At 70.5% G+C, this 22,132-nt stretch carries 25 protein-coding genes and 3 pseudogenes; 17 read left to right on the forward strand and 11 right to left on the reverse strand.

Annotation, left to right across the window (positions count from 1 at the left end):
• Both E1293_RS26620 and E1293_RS26625 read left to right on the forward strand, forming a co-directional pair.
• Nucleotides 1-500: DUF4178 domain-containing protein (locus E1293_RS26620; protein ID WP_132200220.1), on the forward strand; the 500-nt coding region annotated here is incomplete at its 5' end.
• A 2-nt stretch (nucleotides 501-502) separates the two neighbouring features.
• The gene (locus E1293_RS26625; protein WP_132200221.1) at nucleotides 503-1,012 is read left to right on the forward strand and encodes a DUF2617 family protein; all 510 of its coding nucleotides are present in this window, start codon (nucleotides 503-505) and stop codon (nucleotides 1,010-1,012) included.
• Between the two features lie 22 nt (nucleotides 1,013-1,034).
• Here the strand turns inward: E1293_RS26625 and E1293_RS26630 are convergent, their stop codons facing one another.
• Nucleotides 1,035-2,057 (reverse strand): RNA-guided endonuclease InsQ/TnpB family protein, encoded by a 1,023-nt coding sequence (locus tag E1293_RS26630; RefSeq protein ID WP_132200222.1) that lies wholly within the window; start codon nucleotides 2,055-2,057, stop codon nucleotides 1,035-1,037.
• Nucleotides 2,058-2,152: 95 nt separating this feature from the next.
• Here E1293_RS26630 and E1293_RS26635 point away from each other — a divergent pair, with 95 nt between their 5' ends.
• From E1293_RS26635 to E1293_RS26650, 4 genes and pseudogenes are all read left to right on the forward strand, one after another.
• Nucleotides 2,153-2,587, forward strand: coding sequence for a DUF4247 domain-containing protein (locus E1293_RS26635; protein WP_243716582.1), 435 nt, complete (start codon nucleotides 2,153-2,155; stop codon nucleotides 2,585-2,587).
• Between the two features lie 10 nt (nucleotides 2,588-2,597).
• Entirely contained in the window at nucleotides 2,598-3,038 is a 441-nt protein-coding gene (locus E1293_RS26640) for a DUF350 domain-containing protein (protein ID WP_132200223.1), read from the forward strand.
• Nucleotides 3,035-3,760: pseudogene (locus E1293_RS48740) on the forward strand (polyamine aminopropyltransferase); the annotation flags it as partial. The gene E1293_RS26640 and the pseudogene E1293_RS48740, both read left to right, overlap by 4 nt.
• Before the next feature lie 20 nt (nucleotides 3,761-3,780).
• Entirely contained in the window at nucleotides 3,781-5,385 is a 1,605-nt protein-coding gene (locus E1293_RS26650) for a polyamine aminopropyltransferase (protein ID WP_132200225.1), read from the forward strand.
• Here E1293_RS26650 and E1293_RS26655 read toward each other — a convergent pair.
• On the reverse strand, nucleotides 5,382-6,083 hold the full coding sequence (locus E1293_RS26655) for a MerR family transcriptional regulator (RefSeq protein WP_132200226.1): 702 nt from the start codon (nucleotides 6,081-6,083) through the stop codon (nucleotides 5,382-5,384). The genes E1293_RS26650 and E1293_RS26655 overlap by 4 nt on opposite strands.
• A 77-nt stretch (nucleotides 6,084-6,160) precedes the next feature.
• Here E1293_RS26655 and E1293_RS26660 point away from each other — a divergent pair, with 77 nt between their 5' ends.
• From E1293_RS26660 to E1293_RS49620, 3 genes and pseudogenes are all read left to right on the forward strand, one after another.
• Nucleotides 6,161-7,303, forward strand: a complete 1,143-nt coding sequence (locus E1293_RS26660; protein WP_132200227.1) for an acyl-CoA dehydrogenase family protein — start codon at nucleotides 6,161-6,163, stop codon at nucleotides 7,301-7,303.
• A gap of 43 nt (nucleotides 7,304-7,346) precedes the next feature.
• The gene (locus tag E1293_RS26665; RefSeq protein ID WP_207939109.1) at nucleotides 7,347-8,051 is read left to right on the forward strand and encodes an ABC transporter ATP-binding protein; all 705 of its coding nucleotides are present in this window, start codon (nucleotides 7,347-7,349) and stop codon (nucleotides 8,049-8,051) included.
• A gap of 662 nt (nucleotides 8,052-8,713) precedes the next feature.
• Nucleotides 8,714-10,240: pseudogene (locus tag E1293_RS49620) on the forward strand (ABC transporter permease); the annotation flags it as partial.
• On the opposite strand, the gene E1293_RS49625 reads toward E1293_RS49620, so the two are convergent.
• Genes E1293_RS49625 through E1293_RS26695 form a run of 5 tightly spaced genes read right to left on the reverse strand, consistent with a single transcriptional unit; the run spans nucleotide 10,225 to nucleotide 13,555 of the window.
• On the reverse strand, nucleotides 10,225-11,508 hold the full coding sequence (locus tag E1293_RS49625; RefSeq protein WP_132200229.1) for a sensor histidine kinase: 1,284 nt from the start codon (nucleotides 11,506-11,508) through the stop codon (nucleotides 10,225-10,227). The pseudogene E1293_RS49620 and the gene E1293_RS49625 overlap by 16 nt on opposite strands.
• Before the next feature lie 5 nt (nucleotides 11,509-11,513).
• Nucleotides 11,514-12,167: a response regulator transcription factor gene (locus E1293_RS26680; RefSeq protein ID WP_132200230.1), complete on the reverse strand. Its 654-nt coding sequence runs from the start codon at nucleotides 12,165-12,167 to the stop codon at nucleotides 11,514-11,516.
• A gap of 55 nt (nucleotides 12,168-12,222) precedes the next feature.
• The gene (locus E1293_RS26685) at nucleotides 12,223-12,696 is read right to left on the reverse strand and encodes an SRPBCC family protein (protein ID WP_132200231.1); all 474 of its coding nucleotides are present in this window, start codon (nucleotides 12,694-12,696) and stop codon (nucleotides 12,223-12,225) included.
• Complete coding sequence (locus E1293_RS26690; RefSeq protein ID WP_132200232.1) at nucleotides 12,693-13,031, reverse strand: ArsR/SmtB family transcription factor; 339 nt, start codon at nucleotides 13,029-13,031, stop codon at nucleotides 12,693-12,695. Before E1293_RS26690 ends, E1293_RS26685 begins: the two co-directional genes overlap by 4 nt.
• Nucleotides 13,032-13,084: 53 nt before the next feature.
• Complete coding sequence (locus tag E1293_RS26695) at nucleotides 13,085-13,555, reverse strand: DUF3592 domain-containing protein (protein ID WP_165978405.1); 471 nt, start codon at nucleotides 13,553-13,555, stop codon at nucleotides 13,085-13,087.
• A 139-nt stretch (nucleotides 13,556-13,694) separates the two neighbouring features.
• On the opposite strand from E1293_RS26695, the gene E1293_RS26700 reads away from it, so the two are divergent.
• From E1293_RS26700 to E1293_RS26710, 3 genes are all read left to right on the forward strand, one after another.
• On the forward strand, nucleotides 13,695-14,453 hold the full coding sequence (locus E1293_RS26700; protein WP_207939110.1) for a Fic family protein: 759 nt from the start codon (nucleotides 13,695-13,697) through the stop codon (nucleotides 14,451-14,453).
• Nucleotides 14,440-14,874: a hypothetical protein gene (locus E1293_RS26705; RefSeq protein WP_132200234.1), complete on the forward strand. Its 435-nt coding sequence runs from the start codon at nucleotides 14,440-14,442 to the stop codon at nucleotides 14,872-14,874. Before E1293_RS26700 ends, E1293_RS26705 begins: the two co-directional genes overlap by 14 nt.
• A gap of 94 nt (nucleotides 14,875-14,968) precedes the next feature.
• Nucleotides 14,969-15,940: an ABC transporter substrate-binding protein gene (locus E1293_RS26710; protein ID WP_165978406.1), complete on the forward strand. Its 972-nt coding sequence runs from the start codon at nucleotides 14,969-14,971 to the stop codon at nucleotides 15,938-15,940.
• On the opposite strand, the gene E1293_RS26715 is transcribed toward E1293_RS26710, so the two are convergent.
• From E1293_RS26715 to E1293_RS26725, 3 genes are all read right to left on the reverse strand, one after another.
• Complete coding sequence (locus E1293_RS26715; protein WP_132200236.1) at nucleotides 15,937-17,511, reverse strand: FAD-dependent monooxygenase; 1,575 nt, start codon at nucleotides 17,509-17,511, stop codon at nucleotides 15,937-15,939. The genes E1293_RS26710 and E1293_RS26715 overlap by 4 nt on opposite strands.
• Before the next feature lie 99 nt (nucleotides 17,512-17,610).
• Nucleotides 17,611-18,204 (reverse strand): GNAT family N-acetyltransferase, encoded by a 594-nt coding sequence (locus E1293_RS26720; RefSeq protein WP_207939111.1) that lies wholly within the window; start codon nucleotides 18,202-18,204, stop codon nucleotides 17,611-17,613.
• Between the two features lie 124 nt (nucleotides 18,205-18,328).
• Complete coding sequence (locus E1293_RS26725; RefSeq protein WP_132200237.1) at nucleotides 18,329-18,667, reverse strand: TraR/DksA family transcriptional regulator; 339 nt, start codon at nucleotides 18,665-18,667, stop codon at nucleotides 18,329-18,331.
• 310 nt (nucleotides 18,668-18,977) lie between these two features.
• Between E1293_RS26725 and E1293_RS50780 the strand changes: the two are divergent.
• Nucleotides 18,978-19,214, forward strand: a pseudogene (locus tag E1293_RS50780) (Type 1 glutamine amidotransferase-like domain-containing protein); the annotation flags it as partial.
• Nucleotides 19,215-19,496: 282 nt separating this feature from the next.
• On the opposite strand, the gene E1293_RS26735 reads toward E1293_RS50780, so the two are convergent.
• Nucleotides 19,497-19,913, reverse strand: coding sequence for an ATP-binding protein (locus tag E1293_RS26735; RefSeq protein ID WP_165978407.1), 417 nt, complete (start codon nucleotides 19,911-19,913; stop codon nucleotides 19,497-19,499).
• 100 nt (nucleotides 19,914-20,013) lie between these two features.
• Between E1293_RS26735 and E1293_RS26740 the strand changes: the two genes are divergently transcribed.
• The 4 genes from E1293_RS26740 to E1293_RS48750 form a co-directional block, all read left to right on the forward strand.
• On the forward strand, nucleotides 20,014-20,841 hold the full coding sequence (locus E1293_RS26740) for a helix-turn-helix domain-containing protein (protein WP_132200239.1): 828 nt from the start codon (nucleotides 20,014-20,016) through the stop codon (nucleotides 20,839-20,841).
• Complete coding sequence (locus E1293_RS26745; RefSeq protein WP_132200240.1) at nucleotides 20,819-21,013, forward strand: DUF397 domain-containing protein; 195 nt, start codon at nucleotides 20,819-20,821, stop codon at nucleotides 21,011-21,013. Before E1293_RS26740 ends, E1293_RS26745 begins: the two co-directional genes overlap by 23 nt.
• Before the next feature lie 12 nt (nucleotides 21,014-21,025).
• Complete coding sequence (locus E1293_RS26750; RefSeq protein WP_132200241.1) at nucleotides 21,026-21,754, forward strand: hypothetical protein; 729 nt, start codon at nucleotides 21,026-21,028, stop codon at nucleotides 21,752-21,754.
• Nucleotides 21,755-21,930: 176 nt separating this feature from the next.
• Nucleotides 21,931-22,132 (forward strand): hypothetical protein (locus tag E1293_RS48750; RefSeq protein WP_207939112.1); only part of this gene is annotated, 202 nt, incomplete at its 3' end.

Consider the following 22,132-nt stretch of genomic DNA (forward strand, 5'->3'; position numbering starts at 1 on the left):
GGAGACAGCCGTTCGCCCCCGAGGACCAGGTGGCCGGCGACCCCCGGTCCCTCAAGGCGGGCGACATGGTCGAGTACCTCGGCACCCGCTACTTCGTCCGCGGCTCGCTGCGGCTGAAGGAGGGCGGCTTCACCTGGAGCGAGCACCTCCTGGACGCCGACACCATCGAGGGCACCAAGGTGTGGGTCTCCGTCGAGGAGGACCCCGACCTCGAAGTCGTCTGGTGGACCGAGCACGACATCGGCGACCTCACCCCCGGCGAGAAGGACATCGTCGTGGACGGCGTCGAGTACCGCCGCGACGAGCACGGCACCGCCGACTACACCAGCGAGGGCACGACCGGCGTCGGCGTCCAGGGCCGGGTCGAGTACGTCGACTACGAGGGCCCGCGCGGGAAGTACCTGTCGTTCGAGCAGTACGGCGGCGGCCAGTGGGAGGCGGGACTCGGCGAGCGCGTCCCGGCCGGGTCGATGACCATCTACCCGGGCAGCGGTACCTGACCTTGCGCGCCACCATCGACACCCCCTACGCGGACGCGCGCGCCGACGGGCTCTCGTTCGCGCTCGGCCTCCCGCCGCTGGACGCCCTCGCCGTCCTGCCGGTGGAGCGCGCGGGCGTGACCGTGGAGCTGCGGCTGCTCGGCGCGTCCCACCAGATCATCGCCGGGCCGCTGAGCGAGACCGTGGCGTGCCTTGAGGGCGAGGCCGACCCGCTGCCCGGACGGGCCACGACGACCGTGCCGGGCTGGACGTACGAGTTCGCCGCCACGACCGCCGCGCACAGCGACGCGACGGCGTTCGCCCGCGCCGTCGAGGCGGTGTGCGCGCGGCTGGCCGACCGCGGTGACGCGCTGACCGGGGCCTTCCCCGGCTCCCCGCACGCCGTCACCGCCCTGACCTTGGAAGAGAAGACCGACGACGCCGGGCTGGGGTGGCGAACGTGGCACGCCTACCCGCAGACCAGGGAGATCGTGATGACGCGAAGCCGGCTGTTGACGTCCTCCCCTGCCTGAAGGCGGAGTATTCCAACCGTCCCTATATTGAGAGGAGGTCGGGTTGAGGTTCGCGGTTCGCCGGCCGGGTCAGCACCCGGCCTCCCCGCGCAGCCACCGTGCGTCCCACGGCGGTGTCTCGGATGTTGCAGGCGGCGTTGACGTCGGCGTTGGCCTGGTGCCCGCAGGCGACGCACCGGAATACCGCTTGGCTCTCGCGGTTGCCCGGTGCGCAGTGCCCGCAGGTGCCCCGCACGTTCAACTCCTCGACGGCGATGACGTCGAATCCGCGGGCCAGGGTCGTGCTGGTCTTCTCCAGCCAATCCTTGCGCCGGTCGCTCTCGCGTGCCTTCAGGCGGGCGATGGCGGCCTTGACGCGGGCGCGGCGGTGGGAACCGCGCTTGGCGCGGGCCAGGCGCCGTTGCAGCCGCCGCAGCCGGTCAGCCTCGGCGCTGGTGAGGGTAGGGGCGTGCAGGAGTTCCCCGGTGGACAGGGCCGCGGACACGGTGACGCCCCGGTCCACGCCCACCGCCTGCCCGTTGCCCGGTGCGGGTATCGGGTCGGGTATCGCGGCGAATGCCACATGCCGGCGCCCGGCACGGTCACGCGTCACCCGGAACGACTTCACCTCCGGCGGGACAGGGCGGGAGCAGCGGAACCTGACCCACCCCACCTTCGGCACGCGCACCTGCCCCACCCGGCGGGACACAAGGCGGAGGTCCCAAGCATTGCCACGCTGGCCGACGATCCGGAAGCCTTCGTGGACGCCGGCCTTGCGCCAGCTCGGCCGCCGGTGCGTCCCGGCGTAGAAGTTGGCCATGGCTGGGGCAAAGTCCTTGAGCGCCTGCTGCTGAACCGTGTTCGACCCGGCGCGCAGCCACTTGAACGCGGCGCGGGCCTGGGTGAGCTGGCGGCACTGCTCGGCGAACGAGGGGGCCGGGCCACGCCACGGCGTCCACCAGGAGTGTTGCTCGATAGCGAGGTTCCACACGAACCGGGCATGGCCGCAATGCTCCAGCAGGCTCGCCTCCTGAACGAGAGTCGGCCGCAAACGGTAACGGGACATGCACACGACGCTAACGAAAGGGACCGACAGAACATGACAGTACGGAGAGGTTTCCTCCCCGCCCTCAAGGCCGGGGTGTTCGCCCCAGAATCCCTGTGAACAGCAGATACCGGGTGGGCGGCGCAGTGGTCGCCGCCGTTGTGACCGCCACGGCGCTGAGCGGCTGCGGGCAGTCGCAGAAGTCGTGGCTCGGGGACAAGTACACCAAGATGGGGTCGGGCCAGTTCCGGTCCCCCAAGCCCCCGCAGACCGTCGCCGGGGAGATCGGCCGCAAGTTCAAGCCGATCGACAGGGTGAGCGGCATGACGACGGTGGGCTCAGGCGGAGGCATCTTCCTGCGCTACCCGAAGCTGGTCGTCGGCGTCCTGCCGAACGGGCCGGGCAGCCGGATCACGCTGGACAACGCCCGGAGCGGTTACAACCGCTACCACTCCTACGTGGGCAACCGGTGGAGCCGCCCAGGCAGCGGCGGATGGACGAGCAGCGGCGCCGCATCCTTCCGGGGCGGCGGACCAGGGTCGGGCAAATGAGGAGCGACACATGAACGACGACATCCTGCACGAGATCGGCGCGACGTTCGCCTACGGCGCGGTCGGCATCGCGCTGATGGCGCTCGGCTACCTGGTGGTGGAGGTGACGACGCCCGGCCGCCTCGGCAAGCAGATCTGGACCGAGGGCAACCGGGGCGCGGCGCTGCTGCTCGCGGTCAAGCTGTTCGGCATCGGCGCCATCGTCTTCACCGCCATCGTCACCAGCGACACGGACCTCAGCGACGGGCTGATCGACACCGCGGTGTTCGGCGGCTGCGGCATCGTGCTCATGATCATCGCGTTCCTGCTGCTGGACGTCCTCACGCCGGGCAAGCTCGGCGCGACGCTCGTCGGCTCCGGCGGCGCGGGCACCGCGATCCACCCGGCCGGCTGGGTCGTCGCCGCCGCCGACCTGGGCGTCGCCGCGATCGTGGCCGGGGCGGTCTCCTGACGGCGGGTGCTCCGGCGCGGGCCGCGCGGACGCTGATCCTCGCGGCCGTGTTCGTCTGCGCGGCGTGCGGGCTGGTGTACGAGCTGGCCCTGGTCGCGCTCGGCAGCTACCTGATCGGCAACTCGATCACGCAGGCGTCGATCGTCCTGTCGGTCATGGTCTTCGCCATGGGCGTCGGGTCGCTGGCCGCCAAGCCGCTGCAGGACCGAGCCGCCGCCGCGTTCGCCGTCGTCGAGGGCGCGCTCGCGCTCGCCGGCGGCGTCTCGGTCCTCGCGCTGTACGCGGCGTTCGCCTGGTTCGACGTGTACGCGACGGCGCTGGTGGCGGTGGCGTTCGCAGTCGGGGCGCTGATCGGCGCGGAGATCCCGCTGCTGATGACGCTGCTGCAGCGGATCCGCAAGCAGGACGCGGGGTCGGCGGTCGCCGACCTGTTCGCCGCCGACTACGTGGGCGCGCTGATCGGGGGACTGGCCTTCCCGTTCCTGCTGCTCCCGGTGTTCGGGCACATCAAGGGCGCGCTGCTCACGGGCGTCGTCAACGCGGTCGCCGGGATCGCGGTGGTGCTGTGGCTGTTCCGCCGCCAGGTCGGGCGCGGGACGCGGATCGCGCTCGTCTCCGGCATGGCGGCCGTCCTGGCCGTCCTCGGCGGGACGTACGCGCTGGCGGACGGCTTCGAGGTGGCGGCGCGCCACGCCCTCTACGGCGACGCGGCCGCGCACGCCTCCGGGGAAAGGACGCGCCCATGACCGGCGACACGGCAGTGGAGCCGGAGGCGGAAGAGGCCGCGGCGGGGAAGGCGCCGCTGAGCATCCCGGCGCGGGCCGCCCGCGCCATGGTGCTGGCGGCCGTGTTCACGTGCGCGGCGTGCGGGCTGGTGTACGAGCTGGCCCTGGTCGCGCTCGGCAGCTACCTGATGGGCAACTCGGTCACCCAGGCGTCGATCGTCCTGTCGGTGATGGTCTTCGCGATGGGCGTCGGGTCGCTGCTCGCCAAGCCGCTGCGGCACCGGCCGGTCGCGGCGTTCGCGATCGTGGAGGCCGCGCTGGCGCTGCTCGGCGGCCTGTCGGTGCTGGCGCTGTACGCGGCGTTCGCATGGCTGAGCCTGTACGGCCCGGCGCTCGTCGTCGTGTCGTTCCTGGTCGGGGCGCTGATCGGCGCGGAGCTGCCGCTGCTGATGACGCTGCTGCAGCGGATCCGCAAGCAGGACGCGGGGTCGGCGGTCGCCGACCTGTTCGCCGCCGACTACGTGGGCGCGCTGATCGGCGGGCTGGCCTTCCCGTTCCTCCTGCTGCCGCTGTTCGGGCACCTCAGGGGCGCGCTGCTGGTCGGCGCGGTCAACGTGGTGGCCGGGATCGCGGTGGTGCTGTGGCTGTTCCGGCGCGAGGTCGGCCGGGTGGCGCAGGCCGGGCTCTGGGCCGCGATGGCGGTCGTCCTGCTCGTCCTCGTCGGGACGTACACGCTGGCGGACGACTTCGAGGTATCCGCCCGCCAGGTGCTGTACCAGGACCCGATCGTCATGGCCAAGCGGACCCCGTACCAGGAGATCGTGATCACCCGGAAGGTGGCGCTGTCGGGACGTCCCGACATGCGGCTGTTCCTGAACGGCGACCTGCAGTTCTCGTCCGTGGACGAGTACCGGTACCACGAGTCGCTCGTCCACCCGCTGCTGTCGGGGCCGCACGGCAAGGTCCTCATCCTCGGCGGCGGGGACGGGCTCGCGCTGCGCGAAGTGCTGCGCTACAAGGACGTCAAGAGCGCGACGCTGGTCGAACTCGACCCGGAGATGCTGCACCTGGCGCGGACCTACAAGCCTCTCGCGGACCTCAACCAGCACTCGTTCGAGGACCCGAGGGCGCACGCCGTGACCGGTGACGCGTTCTCGTGGCTGCGCGGCCAGAAGGAGCGGTTCGACTCGGTCGTCATCGACATGCCCGACCCCGACGACGTCGCCACGGCCAAGCTGTACTCGGTCGAGTTCTACGGCATGGTGAAGCGGATCCTCGCGCCGGGCGGCCGGATGGTCGTCCAGTCGGGGTCGCCGTACTTCGCGCCGAAGTCGTTCTGGAGCATCCAGAAGTCCATCGCCGCCGCCGGCCTGGCGACGACCCCGTACCACGTGGACGTGCCCAGCTTCGGCGACTGGGGCTACGTGCTGGCGTCACCGGCGAAGGAGCCGCCTGCGCTGAAGCTGTCGCCCGCCGTCCCCGGCCTCCGCTTCCTGGACGAGTCGGTGCTGAAGGCGTCAGCGGTGTTCCCGAAGGACCGCCGCAGCCGCGACGTCGAGGTCAACACGCTCGTGCACCCGCGCCTCGTCCAGTACGAGGACGAGGAGTGGAAGGACTCCTAGTCGGGCACCGACCGGCGGATGGCCTTGTCGACGGCCCGCTGGAACGACGTCACGAGCGACTGGATCATGAGCGGCTTGAGCTTCCCGGCCATCTCCATGAGCCGTTCCCGCTCCTCGGGCGCGCGGCCGCCCTCCCGGTAGGGGCGCACGACGCTGTCCTGGAAGACCTGCTGCAGCTCGGCGGCGAGCGCGGTGGTGTGCCGGTCGACGGCGTCGTGCGAGGCGATCAGCGTGTCCAGCGGCATGGGGAGTTCGGCCAGCTCGGCGCTGATGCCGAGGAGCGCGGGGCTGATGACGCGCACCGCGTCCGCGGAGATCCGCTCGACGACGCCCAGAGCCTCCAGCCGTTCGACGGTCTCGTCGTCCAGATGGCGTCCGGCGCGGCGGTCGAGTTCGTGCCGGTCGAGGTCCTCCGGGCGCTCGGGCGCCCAGGGGGACAGCAGCGCCCGCTGGAGCGCGAGGTCTTCGGCGGGCGCGTCCAGGGGAATCCTCTTCAGGTGCTTCTCGATCGAGGCGAGGGTGAGGCCGAGCGACTGGAGCTCCCGGACGAGTTCGAGCCGCGCGAGGTGGTCGGCGCCGTAGAGGCCGGTCCGCCCGCGCAGCCGCGGTGGCGGGAGGAGCCCGCGTCCCGCGTAGAACCGGACGGTGCGCACGGTGACCCCGGCGCGCGCCGCCAGCTCGTCGACGGTGAGTTCCATCCCGCCTCCCTCTATGTGACAGCACCAGTGTTACATTAAACATGTATCAGCAGGCACTTACCGAGGGAGACCGCCGGATGGGACGGGACATCTACACCGAGGAGCACGAGGCCTTCCGCGACATGGTGCGCTCCTTCATCGCCAAGGAGGCCGCGCCCTTCCACGAGCAGTGGGAGAAGGACGGGATCGTCTCGCGCGAGGTGTGGCTGGCGGCGGGGCGCGCGGGCCTGCTCGGCATCGACATGCCGGAGGAGTTCGGCGGCGGCGGCAACCCCGACTACCGGTACTACGTGATCTTCAACGAGGAGCTGGCGAAGGCCGGCGTGCACGGGCCCGGCTTCGCCGTCCACAACGACATCAACGGCGGCTACCTGCGCCAGCTCTGCACCCCCGAGCAGCAGGCCCGCTGGTTCCCCGGCTACTGCTCCGGCGAGCTGATCACCGCGATCGCCATGACCGAGCCCGCCGCCGGGTCCGACCTGCAGGGCATCAAGACGACCGCGGTCAAGGACGGCGACGACTACGTCCTGAACGGCTCGAAGACGTTCATCTCCAACGGCGTCCTCGCCGACCTGGTCATCGTCGTCGCCAAGACCGACCCGTCCGCGGGCTCGAAGGGCGTCAGCCTCCTCGCCGTCGAGCGCGGCATGGACGGCTTCGAGCGCGGCCGCAACCTCGACAAGGTCGGCATGCACGCGCAGGACACCGCCGAACTGTTCTTCGACAACGTCCGCGTCCCCGCCGCGAACCTCCTCGGCGAGGAGGGCATGGGCTTCATCTACCTGATGACGAACCTCGCCCGCGAACGCCTGTCCATCGGCGCGACCGCCCAGGCCGCCGCCGAGGACGCCTTCGCGCAGACCCTGGAGTACTGCAAGACGCGCGAGGCGTTCGGCCGTCCCATCGGCAAGTTCCAGCACAACCGCTTCACCCTCGCCGAGATGAAGACCGAGCTGACCGTCGCCCGCGCCTTCACCGACGACTGCATCATCAAGGAGAGCGAGGGCGAGCTCACCGCCGACGAGGCCGCCATGCTCAAGTGGTGGAACACCGAACTGCTCAAGCGCGTCGTCGACCGCTGCGTCCAACTCCACGGCGGCTACGGCTACATGACCGAATACCCGATCGCCAAGGCCTACCAGGACGTCCGCATCCAAACCATCTTCGGCGGCACCACCGAAATCATGAAGGAGATCATCGGCCGCGGCCTGGGGGTTTGAGCGGTCACCTTCGCGAAACCTCTTGGGTGGCACGTTCTGGGGCGTGAACACACGCGAAGAGGTGGTCGTGCGGCTTGAGGCCGTGCGCAAGGTTTACGGCGATGTCGCCGCGTTGGACGGGGTGTCGCTGGAGGTCCGGGGCGGGGACGCCGTCGCGGTGATGGGGCCGTCCGGGAGCGGCAAGTCGACGCTGCTCAACATGGTCGCGGGGCTGGACAAGCCGACGACCGGCACGGTGACGGTGGACGGCGAGGACGTCGGCGCGAAGGGCGAGGCGGCGCTGGCGCGCTTCCGGCGGCGCCGGATCGGCATGGTCTTCCAGTTCTTCAACCTGCTCGACGACCTGCCCGCGCTGGAGAACGTCGCGCTGGCCGGGCGGCTCGTCGGCGTCCCGGCGCGCAAGGCGCGGGCGCGGGCGCTGGAGCTGCTGGACGAGCTGGGCATCGCCGACCGGCGCGCCGCCTACCCGGCGGTGCTGAGCGGGGGCGAGCGGCAGCGGGTCGGGGTGGCGCGGGCGCTGATGAACCGGCCCGCGCTGCTGCTGGCGGACGAGCCGACCGGGGCGCTCGACAGCGGCACCGGCGAGCAGGTTCGCGACCTGCTGCTCGACCTCAATCGGAAGGGGCAGACGGTCCTGCTGGTCACCCACGACCAGGCGCTCGCCGGCCGGTGCGCGACCCGCCTGGTCGACTTCGTGGACGGCCGGATCGTCCGCGAGGTCGCGCAGGCGAGGGAGCCCGTCAAGTGAGCGCGGTCTGGGCGGCCTCGCGGGCCGGGGTGCGGCGGCGCCGCCTGCAGGCGGTCAGCATCGGGGTCGTGGTGGCGCTGTCCACGGCGACCCTCGTGTTCGGGCTGGGTCTGCTGGCCGCCTCGAACTCGCTGTTCGACGACGCGTTCGCGAAGGCGCGCGGGGCGCACGCGACCGTGACGTTCGACACGGGGAAGACGACCGCCGGGCAGGTCGCGGCGACGGCGCACGCGTCCGGGGTCGCGGCTGCCGCGGGTCCCTTCCAGGCGGCCTTCCTGCCGCGGTCGCCGGGGATGGGCCCGGGGGTCGTCGGCGAGGACGGCATCCTCATCGCGGGGCGGGCCGAGCCCGGTGGTGCGGTGGACAGGCTGACGATCACTTCGGGCCGGTGGGCCCGCGCGCCCGGGGAGGTCGTGCTCCGCGGCGGGGACGCCGCCGGGCCTCGCCGGCTCGGCGACAACCTCGCGCCGCCGGGGTCTCCGGTGCTCAAGATCGTGGGCTTCGCCACCTCGGCGACGGACGGCGGGCCCCGCGGATGGGTGACGCCCGCCCAGATCGCCGCGCTTCGTCCGAGCAGGCTGCTGATGGCGTACCGGTTCGCCCGCGCCGGCGACGCGTCCCAGGTCAAGGCGAGTGTCGCCGCGGCGACCGCCGGGCTGCCGATGGAGGGCTACGACTCCTACACCGCCACCCGGCAGTCGTTCGAGGAGAACTTCAACGAGCTGCTCCCGTTCGTCACGGTCTTCGGCGCGCTCGCGATGGCCGTGTCGGTGTTCCTCATCGGCAACGTGGTCAGCGGCGCGGTGGTGTCCGGCTACCGCCGGATCGGCGTCATGAAGGCGCTCGGCTTCACCCCGGCGCAGGTCACCGCCGTCTACCTCGTGATGATCATGACCTCGGCGCTGGCGGGCTGCGCGGTGGGCCTCGTCGCCGGGCACCTGCTCGCCGCCCGGATGACGGCGACCCTGGCCGAGGGATTCGAGCTGCCGTCCGCCGGGGGCGGCGGTCTGGCGCTGGACGTGGCCGCGGGCGGCTGCGTGCTCGTGCTGGTGGTGCTGGCCGCGCTCCTGCCCGCGATGCGCGCCGGACGGCTGCCCGCCGTCCAGGCGATCAGCGCCGGGACGGTGTCGCGCCGGGGCCGCGGCCGGCGGGCGCAGCGGTGGCTGGCCCGCACCCGGCTGCCCGTTCCGGCCGGGCTGGGCCTGAGCCTGCCGGTCGCGCGCCCGGCCAGGACGGCGCTGACGCTCGCCGGTCTCTGCCTGGGCGTGCTCGCGGTGACGATGGGCCTCGGTCTGCACCAGACGGTCGAGAAGATCCTCACGGCGGACACCGAGGGGCACACCTCCGTCACCGTCGGCGTCGACCCGCACGGCGCCGGGACGGCGAACCTGTCGGAGCAGCAGGTGTACGCGCTGCTGCGCGCCCAGCCGGGCACCGCGCACGCGATGTCGTTCCAGCCCATGCCCGTCCGGATCCCCGGGATGTCCTCGACGCTGTCCGCCGAGACCTACAGCGGGGACTACGCGGCGTTCCTCGGCGACAGCATCGTCCGCGGACGCTGGTTCACGGGCAAGGGCGAGGTGGTGACGACCGAGGCGTTCCTGCGGCTCAACGGCATGGACGTGGGCGACACCCTCACCCTGCGCACCGGCGATGAGCAGGTGAAGCTGCGGATCGTGGGCTCGTTCGCGCACTCCGACACCGGCAGGCTGATGCTCGACGCCGCGAGCCTGCCGGGTTCCGCGGGCGGCATCGAGCGGCGGCCGTTCGCGGTGATCGTGACACCGGGCACCGATCCGTCCGCCTACGCCGCGAGCCTCGACCGGGCCGTGCCCGGGCTGCACGCCGAGGCCGTCGAGCCGGACCTCGGCGGCGGCGCGATCCTCAACGGGCTGTTCCTGCTGTTCTCACTGCTCATCTGCGGGGCGGCGGCGCTCGGCGTCCTCAACAGCGTGGTCCTGAGCACCCGGGAGCGCAGCCGCGACCTGGGCGTGCTCAAGGCCGTCGGCATGACGCCGCGGCAGGTCGTCCTGATGATGGTGACGTCGATGGCCGCGCTCGGCGTCGTCGGCGGCGCGATCGGGGTCCCGCTCGGGGTGCTCGCCCATCACGGCGTCGTGGTGCTGACCGGCGAGGTCCTCAGCAGCGGGATGGCCACGTCCTGGATCCACGTCTACACCTGGCCGCTGCTGGTGCCGCCCGCCTGCGCCGGGCTGCTGGTCGCGGTGCTCGGCGCCTGGCTGCCCGCCGGCTGGGCCGCCGCCACCCGCACCGCGGCCGTGCTCCGCAGCGAGTGAGGCGCCGCCGGGAGGGCCACGGCCACCGACAGCCCGCCGTCCGGGCCGGCCGTGGCCTTCACGGTGCCGTCGTGGGCGTGGACGATCGCGGCGACGATGGACAGCCCGAGCCCCGCGCCGCCGTCCGACCCGGTCCGGTCGGCGTGCAGCCTGCGGAACGGTTCGAAGAGATCGTCCACCCTCTCGGGCGGGACGCGCGGACCGGTGTTGCGCACGACCAGCCCATCGCGCGACAGGTCGACCCGAACGTCCCCGCCGGGCTGGTTGTGCTGGATCGCGTTCTGCACCAGGTTGGCGACCATCCGGGTGAGCAGCACTTCGTCGCCCGTCACGGTGACGGGCTCCGTGGCGGCGGTAACGGTGACGCGGGCCTTCTCGGCGAGCGGCCCGGCGTCCTCGACGACCTGCCCGGTCACGGCTTCGAGGTCCACTGGACCGCGGGCGTCGAGCCCGCGCTCGCCCTGCGCGAGGACGAGCAGCCCCTCGATGAGCCGCTCCGACCGCCGCGTGTTGAGCAGCATCTCCGCCCTGACCTCCGCGAGCCGTTCCGGCGTGGGATCGGCCAGCCCGACCTCGATCGCCGTCCGCTGGATGGCGAGCGGGGTGCGCAGCTCGTGGGACGCGTTCGCGACGAACCGGCGCTGGCTGTCGACCGCCTGCTCCAGCCGGTCGAGCATGGCGTCGAAGGTGTCGGCGAGCTGCCTCAGCTCGTCCTGCGGGCCGTCCAGCGCGATGCGCTCGTGCAGGGTGGACAGCGACAGCCGGCGGGCGGTGCCGGTGATGCGGTGCAGCGGCCTCAGCAGCCGGCCGGTGAGCCACCACGACACCGCGAACGCCAGCACGATGATCACCAGGAGCGCGACCAGGGTGACGACCCGCTGCGAGTCGACCAGGCTGTCCTGGAACTGCTCGGGCCCGACGACCCGCTTCTGCCCCGCCGGCGGGAGGGGCTCCACGGCCCGGAACGGGACGTCCGCGCACGGCAGTTCGGGGGGACGCCGGGCGCACGGAATCTCAGCGGCGGGAACGTTGAAGGGCACGTCCTGCACCTTGTCGCTGATGATCTTCTTCTGGATCCACACGGCGACGCCGAGCACGCTCAGCGTGATCACGGTGAAGAGCCCGCCGTAGAGCAGCGTCATCCGGGCCCGGACCGTCATCGGCCTCACAGCCGGTACCCGCTCCCGGGCACGGTGACGATGACGGCCGGCTCGCCGAGCTTGGCCCGCAGCTTGCTCATGGTCACTTTGACGACGGTCGTGAACGGGTCGGTGTTCTCGTCCCAGGCCCGCTCCAGCAGGTCCTCGGTGCTGACGACCGTGCCCCGCGCCTGCATCAGCACCTCCAGCACCGCGTACTCCTTGCGGGACAGCGCCAGCCGGCGGCCGTCCCGGAACGCCTCCCGCCGCGCCGTGTCCAGCGTGAGGCAGCCGTGCACCAGCACCGGCGGCAGCGGCGCGACGTTCCGCCGCGCCAGCGCGCCGACCCGCGCCACCAGTTCGTCGAACGCGAACGGCTTGGCCAGGTAGTCGTCCGCCCCCAGGTTCAGGCCGTCCACCCGCTCGTGCACGGCCCCCGACGCGGTCAGCATCAGGATGCGCACCGCCGCGCCCCGCTGCGCCAGTTCCCGGCAGATCTCGTCGCCATGGACGCCCGGCAGGTCGCGGTCCAGGACGAGGACGTCGTACTCGTTGACCGCGAGCCGCTCCAGCGCCCCGTCCCCGTCGTAGGCGACGTCCACGGCCATCGCCCGCTTCCGCAACCCCTCGGCCACCAGGTCGGCCAGGAACCGCTCGTCCTCGGCCACGAGTATCCGCATCCTCACATTGCCGCAGACAACGCATAAGCCCCCGGTTAACGGACGAAGGTCGTCATCAGGGCGCCGTGCGTTCGGCGAGGGCGGCGAGCTGGCCGGCGACGGTTCCCCAGCCGTCGGCGAAGCCGAGCTTCTCGTGCTGCGCGCGGGACTCCGGGTCGCCGTGCCGGACGGTCATCCGGTAGTCGGTGCCGTCCGGGTGGTCGTCCAGCGTGATCGTGGCCGTCATCGCGACCGGGGCGGGGCTCGCGGGACGCCAGCTGCCGTCGATCGCGTTGGTGAACACGATCCGCCGGTGCTCGTCGACGGCGAGGAAGCACGCGTTCAGGTGCGGGACGAACTCGGAACCGTCGTCGCTCATCCGCGTGACGAACGCCCCGCCGGGCCGCAGGTCGAGGCTCTCCACCCGGCAGCGGGTCGGAGCCGGGATCCACCACCGCTCCAGCTTGGACGGGTCGGTCCAGGCGTTCCACACGGTCGCGCGCGGGGCGCGGATGATCCGCTCCAGGTACAGGTCGAGGTCGGGGTTCATCTGGTGTCCTCCTCAGGGTCGGTGACGAACTGCTCAAGGCGGTCGGTGCGCTCCTCCCAGATCCGGCGCTGCTCGGCGAGCCAGTCGTCGACGAGGCCGAGCCGCTCGCGGTTGAGCACGCACGTGCGCACCCGTCCGGACTTGACCGTGTGGATGAGCCCGTTCGACTCGAGCATCCGCACGTGCTTCATGAACGAGGGGAGGGTCATCGGGAAGTCGCGGGCGAGGTCGCCGACGCTCGTGGGGCCGCGCCCGAGCCGCCGGACGACGGCGCGCCGGGTCGGGTCGGCGAGGGCGACGAACACGCCGTCCAGCTGCGCCGAATACTGTGCCATGAGGCTAAGTATTGCGTCCCGGCGATGGTTAGCGCAAGGGTTAAGTATCTGGGCTACCGACTGGCGCGGCGACGGTCGCGGAGTTTCCGCCAGCCCCAGCCGACGTAGATGAGGATCAAGAGCGGGCCCAGCAGGACGCCGCCGACGATGCGCGTGACGCCGTGCACTCTCTCGTCGGTCACCGACCCCGTGATGGCGTTCTCCGGGTCGCGCGGGTCGTAGAGCACCCGGACGACGTCGCCCTTGTCCTCGTCGCCGTCCGCCCAGACGCTGTGGTGGGTCTCGTCCGAGGCGGCGAACCTGACCAGGATGTAGTGCTTGACGCCCGTCCCCGGCCCGTCGCTCCTGGCCCGCGTGTCCTGGACGGTCCCGATGGTCGGCCGGCCGCGATCGGCGAGCGCCGAGGCGTCCCCCATCTGCTGCGCACCCTGAGTCAGCCAGGTGAGGCCGATGATCGGGATGCAGAGTCCGATCACCGCGGCCACCACCCACATGACGATGACCAGCACCCGGCGAGCCCACATGAACCGTCCGCGACCGCTCTCCCCGTGAGCTCCCATCCCCTCAACCCAACCAGCTCCCCCAACCCCGTTTCAATCCTCCGATACCTGGGGCGTCCGTTGGTACAGTGTACCTGCGAAGTTGATCGACAAGGGAGCGGCCGTGAAGAGTCCACTGGGTTTCGCGTGGGCCAGAGAAGTCATTGAGGATTCGCTCGGTGGGCTCAGCGTGCACACACCGGAGCGGGCGGTATGGCGCTATCGCAGGTCACTGCCCGAGTTCGTCTGGGATGCGGCCCAGTTGGAGGGCAATCCATTCACTTATCCGGAGGTGCAGACCCTGATGGATGGCGTAACCGTCGGGGGGCGCAAGGTGAGTGATGAACGTCAGGTCCTGGCCTTGGCCGACGCGTCCCGCGAGGTGCTCGATCTCGTCACGGGTGGCGAGTTCGTCCTGGAGAAGGCCACCTCCGACCGCCTGCACGCGATCATTGCCCGCGACGAGGCGCTGGAATCGGGCATGTTCAGAGGCGAAGGGACCGTGATGCTGACCCCCGGCGTGAGCTTGGGCGAGCATGGTCGCTATCTGCCGCCGGAGACCGAGCCCGGCGGCGGCAATCTGCGCGCCCTGTACTCCGACGGTGTGGCATGGCTGGCAGAGGAGGTCTCCGATGTGGCGGAGGAGGCGATGGCGTACTTTCTCTTCGCCGTACTTCAGCAGTTCTACTTCCACGGCAGCAAACGGACCGGGCGGTCGATGATGAACGGTCATCTGATGGCACACGGCATCGATGCGATCAGTGTTCCGGCGGCCCGGCGTCAGGAGTTCAACGCGGAGATGGTCCGTTTCTACTTGGACCGGGATGCTACTCGGATGCTCGCTTTCCTCCTGTCGTGCCATCCCGAGCATGCAGGCTATTGATATGCCGTCCGACGGACGCCGCAAGGACGCCGACGGCCGGCCCGTGGACAGTTTTGGACGCCACAGATACCCGATCGCCATCGACACTGAACGGGAGTACGCCCCGGCGGCGGAACGTGCCCGGCGTGAACGGGTGACGATGCAGTGGGTCGTCCAGTCCCTCACGCGTGCGTACGGTGCCGGACTGGTGGTGCTGGGCCCGGCTCCCGGCGGGCCGCCGGGGCGGACGAACAGGCCGTTCGCCCAGACCCGCCAGTTCTGGCTGCACCGGGAGTCCGAGCACGACGCCGCTGAGGCGCGTGCGGCCGCCGTTGACGGGGTCGGGTTCGGTGTGGCGGTTCGGTGGCTGCTGCGAGCTTACGGCGAGGGGCGGCTCGACCTGCAGGTCGTCGTGGTGGACAGGCGGAACGCGCTCCGGTAGTGCGGTCGGGGTGGCGTTTTCGGTCCTGACATGTCGTGATCTCTTGGGTAGCATGAGATCGCGTCGGCCGGCATCCTCTTCGAGGAGCGTTCGAATGGTGGCAGGAATTCGTCGCCGGGCCCTTGTTCCGTTCTTCGGCCTGGCCTTGCTCTTTCCCGTGGCCGCCTGCGGGCCCGGGTCTTCCAGCAAGAGTGGTACGGGGCCGGAGAAGTCCACGGTCAACGTCGGCTATCTGCCCGCGCCCGACTTCGCGGCATTGTTCGTGGCGAAGCAGAAAGGGTTCTTCCGGCAGGCCGGGCTCACCGTGAAGACGCAGCTGGAGACCGGCGGGGCGGCGGCGGTGCCGAAGCTGGCGGGCGGCAGCCTCGATTTCAGCGTCAACAACTATGTCTCCGCCATCCAGGCGACGGCCAGGGGAGTCGGGCCGGAAAAGGTGGTCGCGGACGCGTACGGGGCGGCTCCGGGAACCGTCGGCATCATCGTCGCGGGCGATTCGCCGATCCGGCGGCCGCAGGATCTCGCCGGAAAGAAGGTCGCCGTCAACACGAAGGGCAATTTCGCGCAGCTAGAGGTGGCCGCGGGGCTGAAGCAGTACGGGGTGACGATTCCCGAGTCGGATTTCGCCGAGGTCCCCTACCCGCAGATGGAGCTCGCGCTGAAGGACGGGAGCGTCGATGCCGCGCTGGCGATCGAGCCGTTCATCACCGCCACCGGAAAGTCATTGGGCGCCCGCATGGTGCTCGACTCGGGCGCCGAGAACGGGCCGGCGCCCGACCTCCCGATCTCCGGCTACGTGACGACGCGGAAGTTCGCCAAGGAGAATCCCCGGACCGTCGCGGCGTTCCGGCAGGCGATCGAGAAGGCGCAGCGGCTCGTCGCGGGCGACCGGAAGCTCGTGGAGAGCATCCTCCCCACCTACACCAAGATCAGCGCGGCGATGGCGTCCAGCATCCGCCTCGCCCGCTACCCGACGTCGGTGAGCCGCGCCCGCCTCCAGCGTGTCGCCGACCTCATGCTCCAGTACGGATACCTGAAGTCGCGGTTCGACGCCGGATCGCTTCTCTAGGCGGCGCCGCGTGCGACGTCCAGGACCCGGTCGGCGTTGCCGCCGTCGCCTCCGCGCCAGGCGACGTGCTGGTCCGGGCGTACGAGAACCAGGGGCGCCTCGTACCGTCCGGGCAGGGGCGTTGCCGTCAGGTCGACGACCTTGAGCGGGACGCCGGACGCGTGCGCTGCCCGTTCAAAGGCGGTGGGGTTAGCAGGGCCCAGGCGCAACAGCGTGAACCCGTCCCCGAGCATGTCGAACAGGGACCGTCCGCCGGGCAGCCACGCGTGCGGAAGCCGGGCGCCAGGGCGGGCGGTAGGGGAGTAGGACATCGGCGTGTGCGGCGGCACCGGCGAACCGTCGTCGACGACGATCGGGGACGCCGCGTAGTGATAGCCCAAGACGAGGCCCTCGCTGTAGAACTCGCCGGCCTTCGCCTGGAGGGCGGCGGCGATGTCGTCGCCGCTGTCCAGCAGGGACGCGAAGGACGGGGCGAGGAGCTTCTCCTGAGCCGAACTGTCGGCGATGGTCTGCGCCGCGACCGGGCGGCGCTCCGGCTCGTAGCTGTCCAGAAGGGCGGGACCGCCCCAGCCCTGGAGGACGGCGGCGAGCTTCCAGCCGATGTTCACCGCGTCGCCGACGCAGGTGTTGAACCCGTGGCCGCCCCACGGCGGGTTGAGATGCGCGGCGTCACCGACGAGGAAGGTACGGCCGGACTTGTAGCGGTCGACCAGCAGCATCCGCGCGATCCAGGGATCGGTGGCGATGACGCGTACGGGTATCTCATGCTCGTCGCCGATGAGGGACCGCACCAGCGCGAGTGCGTCCGGGGCCTCCTCGCGGGTGTCGACCTTCTGGACGATGGTCCACCAGCGGTCGTGCAGGTCGAGCCGTCCCATCAGGCCGGACACGTTCGGGCTGACGACCCAGTACTGCACCGCCGGGTCCAGGGAGACCTTCTCGGCGAGGCCCGGCGCCTCGAAGACGACGCTGAGGTTGGGACGCTCGCCGCTCGACCCCGTGTAGGAGGCGCCGATGGCCGTCCGAGTGATCCCGGCGGCGCCATCGCATCCCAGCAGGTACTCCGCCGACACGACGCGGGTCGCGCCGTCCGGGTCCGTGACCGTGGCTCGCACGCCATACGCGTCTTGCTCAACGGCGACGACAGCGTGCCCTATCAAGCAGGTGACGGACGGAAGCTCTTCCACCGCCTCCCGCAGTACCCGCTCCACGACCGGTTGCGGCACCTGCTGGCCCGGCTCCGCCCGGTCATCGCGGCGGACGTCGTACAGCCCGAACGCGTTGCGGAACCGGGTGAGCTCCGTCCCGAGCAGAGAGGTGCAGAAGGCGACGTCCTGCGACCAGGAGACGTGCAGGGCCGCCGCGTCCCGCAACCGCCCGGCGAGCCCCCACCGGCGCATGTGCTCCATCGTCCGGACGCTGGTGGTCTTCGCGCGCGGACGGTCGTGGTCGATGGCGACGCGCGGCTCGACCAGGCACGTCCGGATCCCGCGCCGTCCGAGCTCCACCGCCGCCGCGAGCCCCGCCGGCCCGCCGCCCGCGACCAGCACCTGCACTCTGGGGGTCCTCATATCTCCCAAAGTATGGGCATAAACGGCGAGGTGGGACGCCTCGGCTGCCCGGGGGCGGCCATGACGCGAGACCGCAAGCCGGAACCGCTCGCCGCCGCCTCAGCGAATCTCGTCCCACATGGTGCGGGTCATCTCGTACTCGACCTCGCCCAGGTCCGCACCTGGTAGCGGATCGTCGAACCCCGGGTAGTACGTGCGCACGTACCGCATGCCGATGGCCCGCATCACGCCCCTGGATCCGGCGTTGGCGGCCATGGTCTGCGCGATCACGCGACTCTGCCCGACCGTGTCGAAGGCATGCCGCAGAAGGACGCGGGACGCCTCGCTGGCGAAGCCTTGCCGCCAGTGCCGGCGAAGGACGCGGTACCCCAGATCCGAGACGGTCGGATCGTCGGGCTGATCGGGACCATGCGCCGGCGGCAGCATCATGAGCCCGATGAACTCGCCCACCTCCTCCGATGCCGGCACCGTTGTGCCTGGCTCGCTGCCATCGGAGGCGAAGGCCGTCCAGAAGCCCAAGCCGTCCACCTTGCCTGCCGCAGCCATCCGCCGCCGATGAGAGGCGACCATCTCGTCCCTGGTCGGCAGCCGTCCAGCGAGATAGCGAAGCACCTGCGGGTCGGAGTCGAGCCGAACCTCCAGGTCGAGGTGCCGGTCGGCGAGCGGGACCAGCAACAGGCGGTCGGTGCGCAAGATCGATTGAGGCACGCAGGAACCGTCGCACACCGATGGCGGCGAAGCGATCCGATTTCCCGCCGGCGGATCCGGGCTGAGCGGACCACGACCACCCGATGATCGCCAGCAGGCCCGCCGCCAGTCAGGTGCCGGCGCAGGCGAAGCAGGTCCGGGCGGCAGGGCGGGCGGCCAGCCGCTCCGCCCCGACCGGGCCGCCGCATTGCTCGCAGACGCCGTAGGTGTCATCGCCGAGCCGGCGCAGCGCGTCATCGATGTCGGCCAGCTGCGCACGGGCCCGTCCTAGGGACGCCTCGATCCGGGCGCGTTCGAAGGCGATGGTGGCGCCCTCCGGGTCGTGCTCGTCATCCACCCCGGTCTGCGCCGAAGCCTCGACGACACCCTCCCAGTCGCCGCTCAGCGACGCGATGAGCTTCACCGTCTCGGCCCGCTCCCCGGCCAAACGCTCCTCCACCGTGGTCATCCAATCCTCAACACCCGCCGCATCACCTCCCATTCCAACCGCCCAGCGAGGCGGCCAGGCCAATCCGCGGTCGGCGCTTCGTCGTCAAGATGACGCTGGACGAGCCGTGCACGGCGCAGGCGTCGTGTCGTTGTTCGGCTCTAGGGACAACCCACGGCTCACCCAGATCTGCATGACCGTCGACACCCGCCTTGCATGTCGTAAGGGAGGCCGATGAGACCAGCCGGCGTGGAGGAGTTTCTGCGCGAAGACCTGTTCGTGGGCGTTCGACCTCCTCGAAGAGGCGCGGAAGAGATTCGCCGGCAGCGTGGTGACCCTCCTCGCCGTCTGGCGCGCCCACCGGCTGGAGGCGATCCTGCGCGAGTGCTGGGACAAGGGCGTCGTGCTCGCCGGGACGAGCGCTGGGAGCCTGTGCTGGCATGCCGGAGGGGTGACCGACTCCTTCGGCGACTCGCTGACGGTGCCGGCCGACGGCCTGGGATTCCTCCCGTTCAGTAACGGCGTTCACGACGATCTCACCGACCAGCCACGCCGGGCCCGCTACCGGCGAGCCGTGGCCGACGGAGTGCTACCGCCCGGCCATGCCACCGAGACGGCGTCGCACTGCACTACATCGGCACCGAACTGCACCGGGCACTGGCGGTCCTGCCCGACCGCCGCGCCTGGCGCGTCGAGGCCGATCAGATCACCGCACTGGAGCCAGAACTACGACTTCCCTGAACACTCCAGCCATAACGAAAGATCCGGGCCCGGGGGAGGTGGCGGCCTCGGCCGGTCGGCTGAGGCCGGCGCTGCCGAGGGTGGGCCGTCCCCGAATACGGCTGGAGTATCAGGTGGGCATTTGGGCCCAGACGATCTTGCCTTCGCCGGTGGCGGAGGGACGGGTGCCGGTCTGCTTCGCGTAGGCGGAGACGATGGCGAGGCCGCGGCCGTTTTCGGCCGTGAGGGATCGAGGGCTCGGGGTCGGGAGTTCGGGGGACGGGTCCCAGCACTCCAGAAGCGGCGTCCCCTCGTACAAGGCGCAGCGGAGTCGGATCTGCCGACCGCGCGCCGCCGTGACGGCATTGGTGACGATCTCGCTCATCACGAGGGTCGAGTCGTTGATCACTTCGCGGTCGAACCCCCAGTTCGTGAGGGCGTATCGGACGAGTTCGCGGGCCAGTACGACCGTTGACGGTACGGCGAGCAAAGTCAGGCGCACCTCGGGAATGCCGGGTGCCGGGGTGACGAGATCAAGATCGTTCATTGAGGGCCGTCCTCGGTTCGCGGAATCTGCCCTCACTGTGGGTGTTCGCAAATTAACCTGAAGTGATTTCGAGGTGGCGCGATACATCTATGGGGGAGCGATGAGTGTTCGCGAGTCGATCGACCCGGCGTCCTCGCTGTGGGCTTGGCTGGCCTTCGACCTGTGGTTTTACCGCACGCAGCGAGGTCTCTCGCTCGCTCAGACCGCCTTGGTCGTCCACGTGACCCGGGCGACCGTATCCAACTGGGAGGCCGGACGACTTCGGCCGCGCGACGTCTACATGAAGCGCCTCGACGAGGCGTGGAAAACCGGTGGTCACTTCGAGCGGTTGTTCATGTTCGCTTGTAGCGGTCACGACCCCGATTGGTACAAGCAGTATCTCCAGTACGAACGGGGGGCCACGAACATCGAGGTTTACCACGGCAAGATCGTCCCGGCGCTCCTGCAAACGGAGGCGTACACCCGTGCCCTGGTGGCCGACAGCGACCAGAAGTTGGATGTTGGCAAGGAGACCGAAGCACGGTTGCAGCGTCAAGAGATCCTTGCCAGGGACGAGCCGCCCTACCTCTGGGTCCTTCTCGATCAAGAGGTATTGGAGTGTCGTGTCGGGGGGGCTGCCGTGATAGAGGAGCAGCTCGCGTATCTCATCGAAGTCGGCAGGTCACCGCGATCTGCGGTCCGGATAGTTCCCCGCTCTGTCGGGCGACATCCTGGGCATGATGGGGCGATCCAGATACTTCGAGTAGGCTCCCGAGAGGTGGCGTACGTGGGCGCACAACTCGGCGGGCGGCTCATTGAAGGCGGAGACGAAATTGCGAAGCTCGCGCTCCGATTTGCCCAGATCGGAGCCATCGCCTTCTCGAAGAGTGACTCTCGGGATCTGATCGAACAGACGATGAGGACATATGCGGACGATCGAGTGGCGTAAGAGTTCTCGTAGCGGCGGTGACAGTGATCCCGCATGCGTTGAGCTGGCGGGGTTGGAAGGCCGGGTGTGGGTGCGGGACTCCAAGGATCCGGGCGGGGAGCGGCTGGCGTTCGGGCGGGATGCCTTCGCCGGGTTGCTGGAGCGGGTGAAGAGCGGCGAGTTCGGCCTGTAGAGGTAGGTGTCGATGGCCAAGGACCCGGCGCGGTTGCGTGAAAAGGCGCTGAAGTACGGGCGTAGCGTGTACGAGCATCTGGAGGCTGAACGGCACGCGAGGATGGCGTCCGCCGCCGGTCGCGCCGAGGCCGTCCTCTTCAGGCTCATCTGTGGTGACCCGCTCGACCTGGGTTTCTGTTCGGCCTTCGGGGAGATCGCCGACCTTCATTCGTATTCTGCGAGCGGAGTCCAGTTCAAGGGTTTCGCTCACATGTCGGGAGCGCTCGCCCGCGCCGCATTGTGGGCTCACGACAGGGCGGACCCCTCGGGTGGCGACCCCGCGAACGTCGTCCAGGCGGTCCGCGAATCGGCTGCGGTGACCACCGACTTCCCGCGGTTCGACGGCGGTGCCCGGGACATGTCACCGGAGACCAGGGTCATCGCGGCTGCCGACGCGCGGCTTCGGCTCGCCCATCTGCTGGCGAAGCAGCGGCCGGGCCGCGACAAGAAGGCCATGACCCCCGATCAGCTCAACCGGACGCTCCGTACCCGCGACAAGTTCTATAGCAGCGACGAGGAGCTTCTTCACCACTTCCACACCGCCTCCGGTGTCGCGCTGGATGTCGTCGACGAAGCGCAGGCCCTGGTTCAGGAGGCGGTGGAAGCCCATCGGGTCATCGGGGCAATCGGCTCCCGGGGTATGGAGGACGCCATTCGGGCCGAGGAGCTGGCGTCCACGACCCGGGCTCTGCTCGACTAGGCCCTCCTCGCGGCAAGGGCATCGGGCGGACGAGGTGAGCTGCGGCCGCAAGATCTACGATTTGGCGCATGCCGGGCGGTGGTGAGGGGTGGAGCGGGGTGCGGCGGCGGTGGTTTCTCGTGGCGGCCGTTGTCGTGCTGGGGCTTGGAGCGCTTGTCGCATCGCAGGTCGGGGCCGTGCTCAAGGTCGAGGTCGCGCCTGCCGCGATGCCGTCCGAGAAGGGGGCAGCGGCCAGGGTGGCGGCTGCCGTCGAGCCGCCGCGGTTCGCCTCGATTTGGTTGCCCGATGGTGGGGCGGACGTTGAGCGGCGGCGGGAGCGGGTTGCGGCGGAGGCCGTCGCGTCCGCGGTTGTGGGGCGTGGGCTGCCGAAGCCGCGGG

The sequence above is a fragment of the Actinomadura darangshiensis genome (assembly GCF_004349235.1).
GTDB classification, from domain to species: Bacteria; Actinomycetota; Actinomycetes; order Streptosporangiales; family Streptosporangiaceae; genus Spirillospora; species Spirillospora darangshiensis.

Coding starts and splice junctions, on each gene's coding strand:
- E1293_RS26680 (WP_132200230.1), bottom strand. CDS start 12,167: ATGCGGATACTCGTGGCCGAGGACGAGCGGTTCCTGGCCGACCTGGTG.
- E1293_RS26650 (WP_132200225.1), top strand. CDS start 3,781: ATGACCGGCGACACGGCAGTGGAGCCGGAGGCGGAAGAGGCCGCGGCG.
- E1293_RS26735 (WP_165978407.1), bottom strand. CDS start 19,913: ATGAACGATCTTGATCTCGTCACCCCGGCACCCGGCATTCCCGAGGTG.
- E1293_RS26690 (WP_132200232.1), bottom strand. CDS start 13,031: ATGGCACAGTATTCGGCGCAGCTGGACGGCGTGTTCGTCGCCCTCGCC.
- E1293_RS26655 (WP_132200226.1), bottom strand. CDS start 6,083: ATGGAACTCACCGTCGACGAGCTGGCGGCGCGCGCCGGGGTCACCGTG.
- E1293_RS26695 (WP_165978405.1), bottom strand. CDS start 13,555: ATGTGGGCTCGCCGGGTGCTGGTCATCGTCATGTGGGTGGTGGCCGCG.
- E1293_RS26705 (WP_132200234.1), top strand. CDS start 14,440: ATGCAGGCTATTGATATGCCGTCCGACGGACGCCGCAAGGACGCCGAC.
- E1293_RS26710 (WP_165978406.1), top strand. CDS start 14,969: ATGGTGGCAGGAATTCGTCGCCGGGCCCTTGTTCCGTTCTTCGGCCTG.
- E1293_RS26750 (WP_132200241.1), top strand. CDS start 21,026: ATGGCCAAGGACCCGGCGCGGTTGCGTGAAAAGGCGCTGAAGTACGGG.
- E1293_RS26640 (WP_132200223.1), top strand. CDS start 2,598: ATGAACGACGACATCCTGCACGAGATCGGCGCGACGTTCGCCTACGGC.
- E1293_RS26745 (WP_132200240.1), top strand. CDS start 20,819: ATGCGGACGATCGAGTGGCGTAAGAGTTCTCGTAGCGGCGGTGACAGT.
- E1293_RS26660 (WP_132200227.1), top strand. CDS start 6,161: ATGGGACGGGACATCTACACCGAGGAGCACGAGGCCTTCCGCGACATG.
- E1293_RS26715 (WP_132200236.1), bottom strand. CDS start 17,511: ATGAGGACCCCCAGAGTGCAGGTGCTGGTCGCGGGCGGCGGGCCGGCG.
- E1293_RS26740 (WP_132200239.1), top strand. CDS start 20,014: ATGAGTGTTCGCGAGTCGATCGACCCGGCGTCCTCGCTGTGGGCTTGG.
- E1293_RS26630 (WP_132200222.1), bottom strand. CDS start 2,057: ATGTCCCGTTACCGTTTGCGGCCGACTCTCGTTCAGGAGGCGAGCCTG.
- E1293_RS49625 (WP_132200229.1), bottom strand. CDS start 11,508: ATGACGGTCCGGGCCCGGATGACGCTGCTCTACGGCGGGCTCTTCACC.
- E1293_RS26725 (WP_132200237.1), bottom strand. CDS start 18,667: ATGACCACGGTGGAGGAGCGTTTGGCCGGGGAGCGGGCCGAGACGGTG.
- E1293_RS26685 (WP_132200231.1), bottom strand. CDS start 12,696: ATGAACCCCGACCTCGACCTGTACCTGGAGCGGATCATCCGCGCCCCG.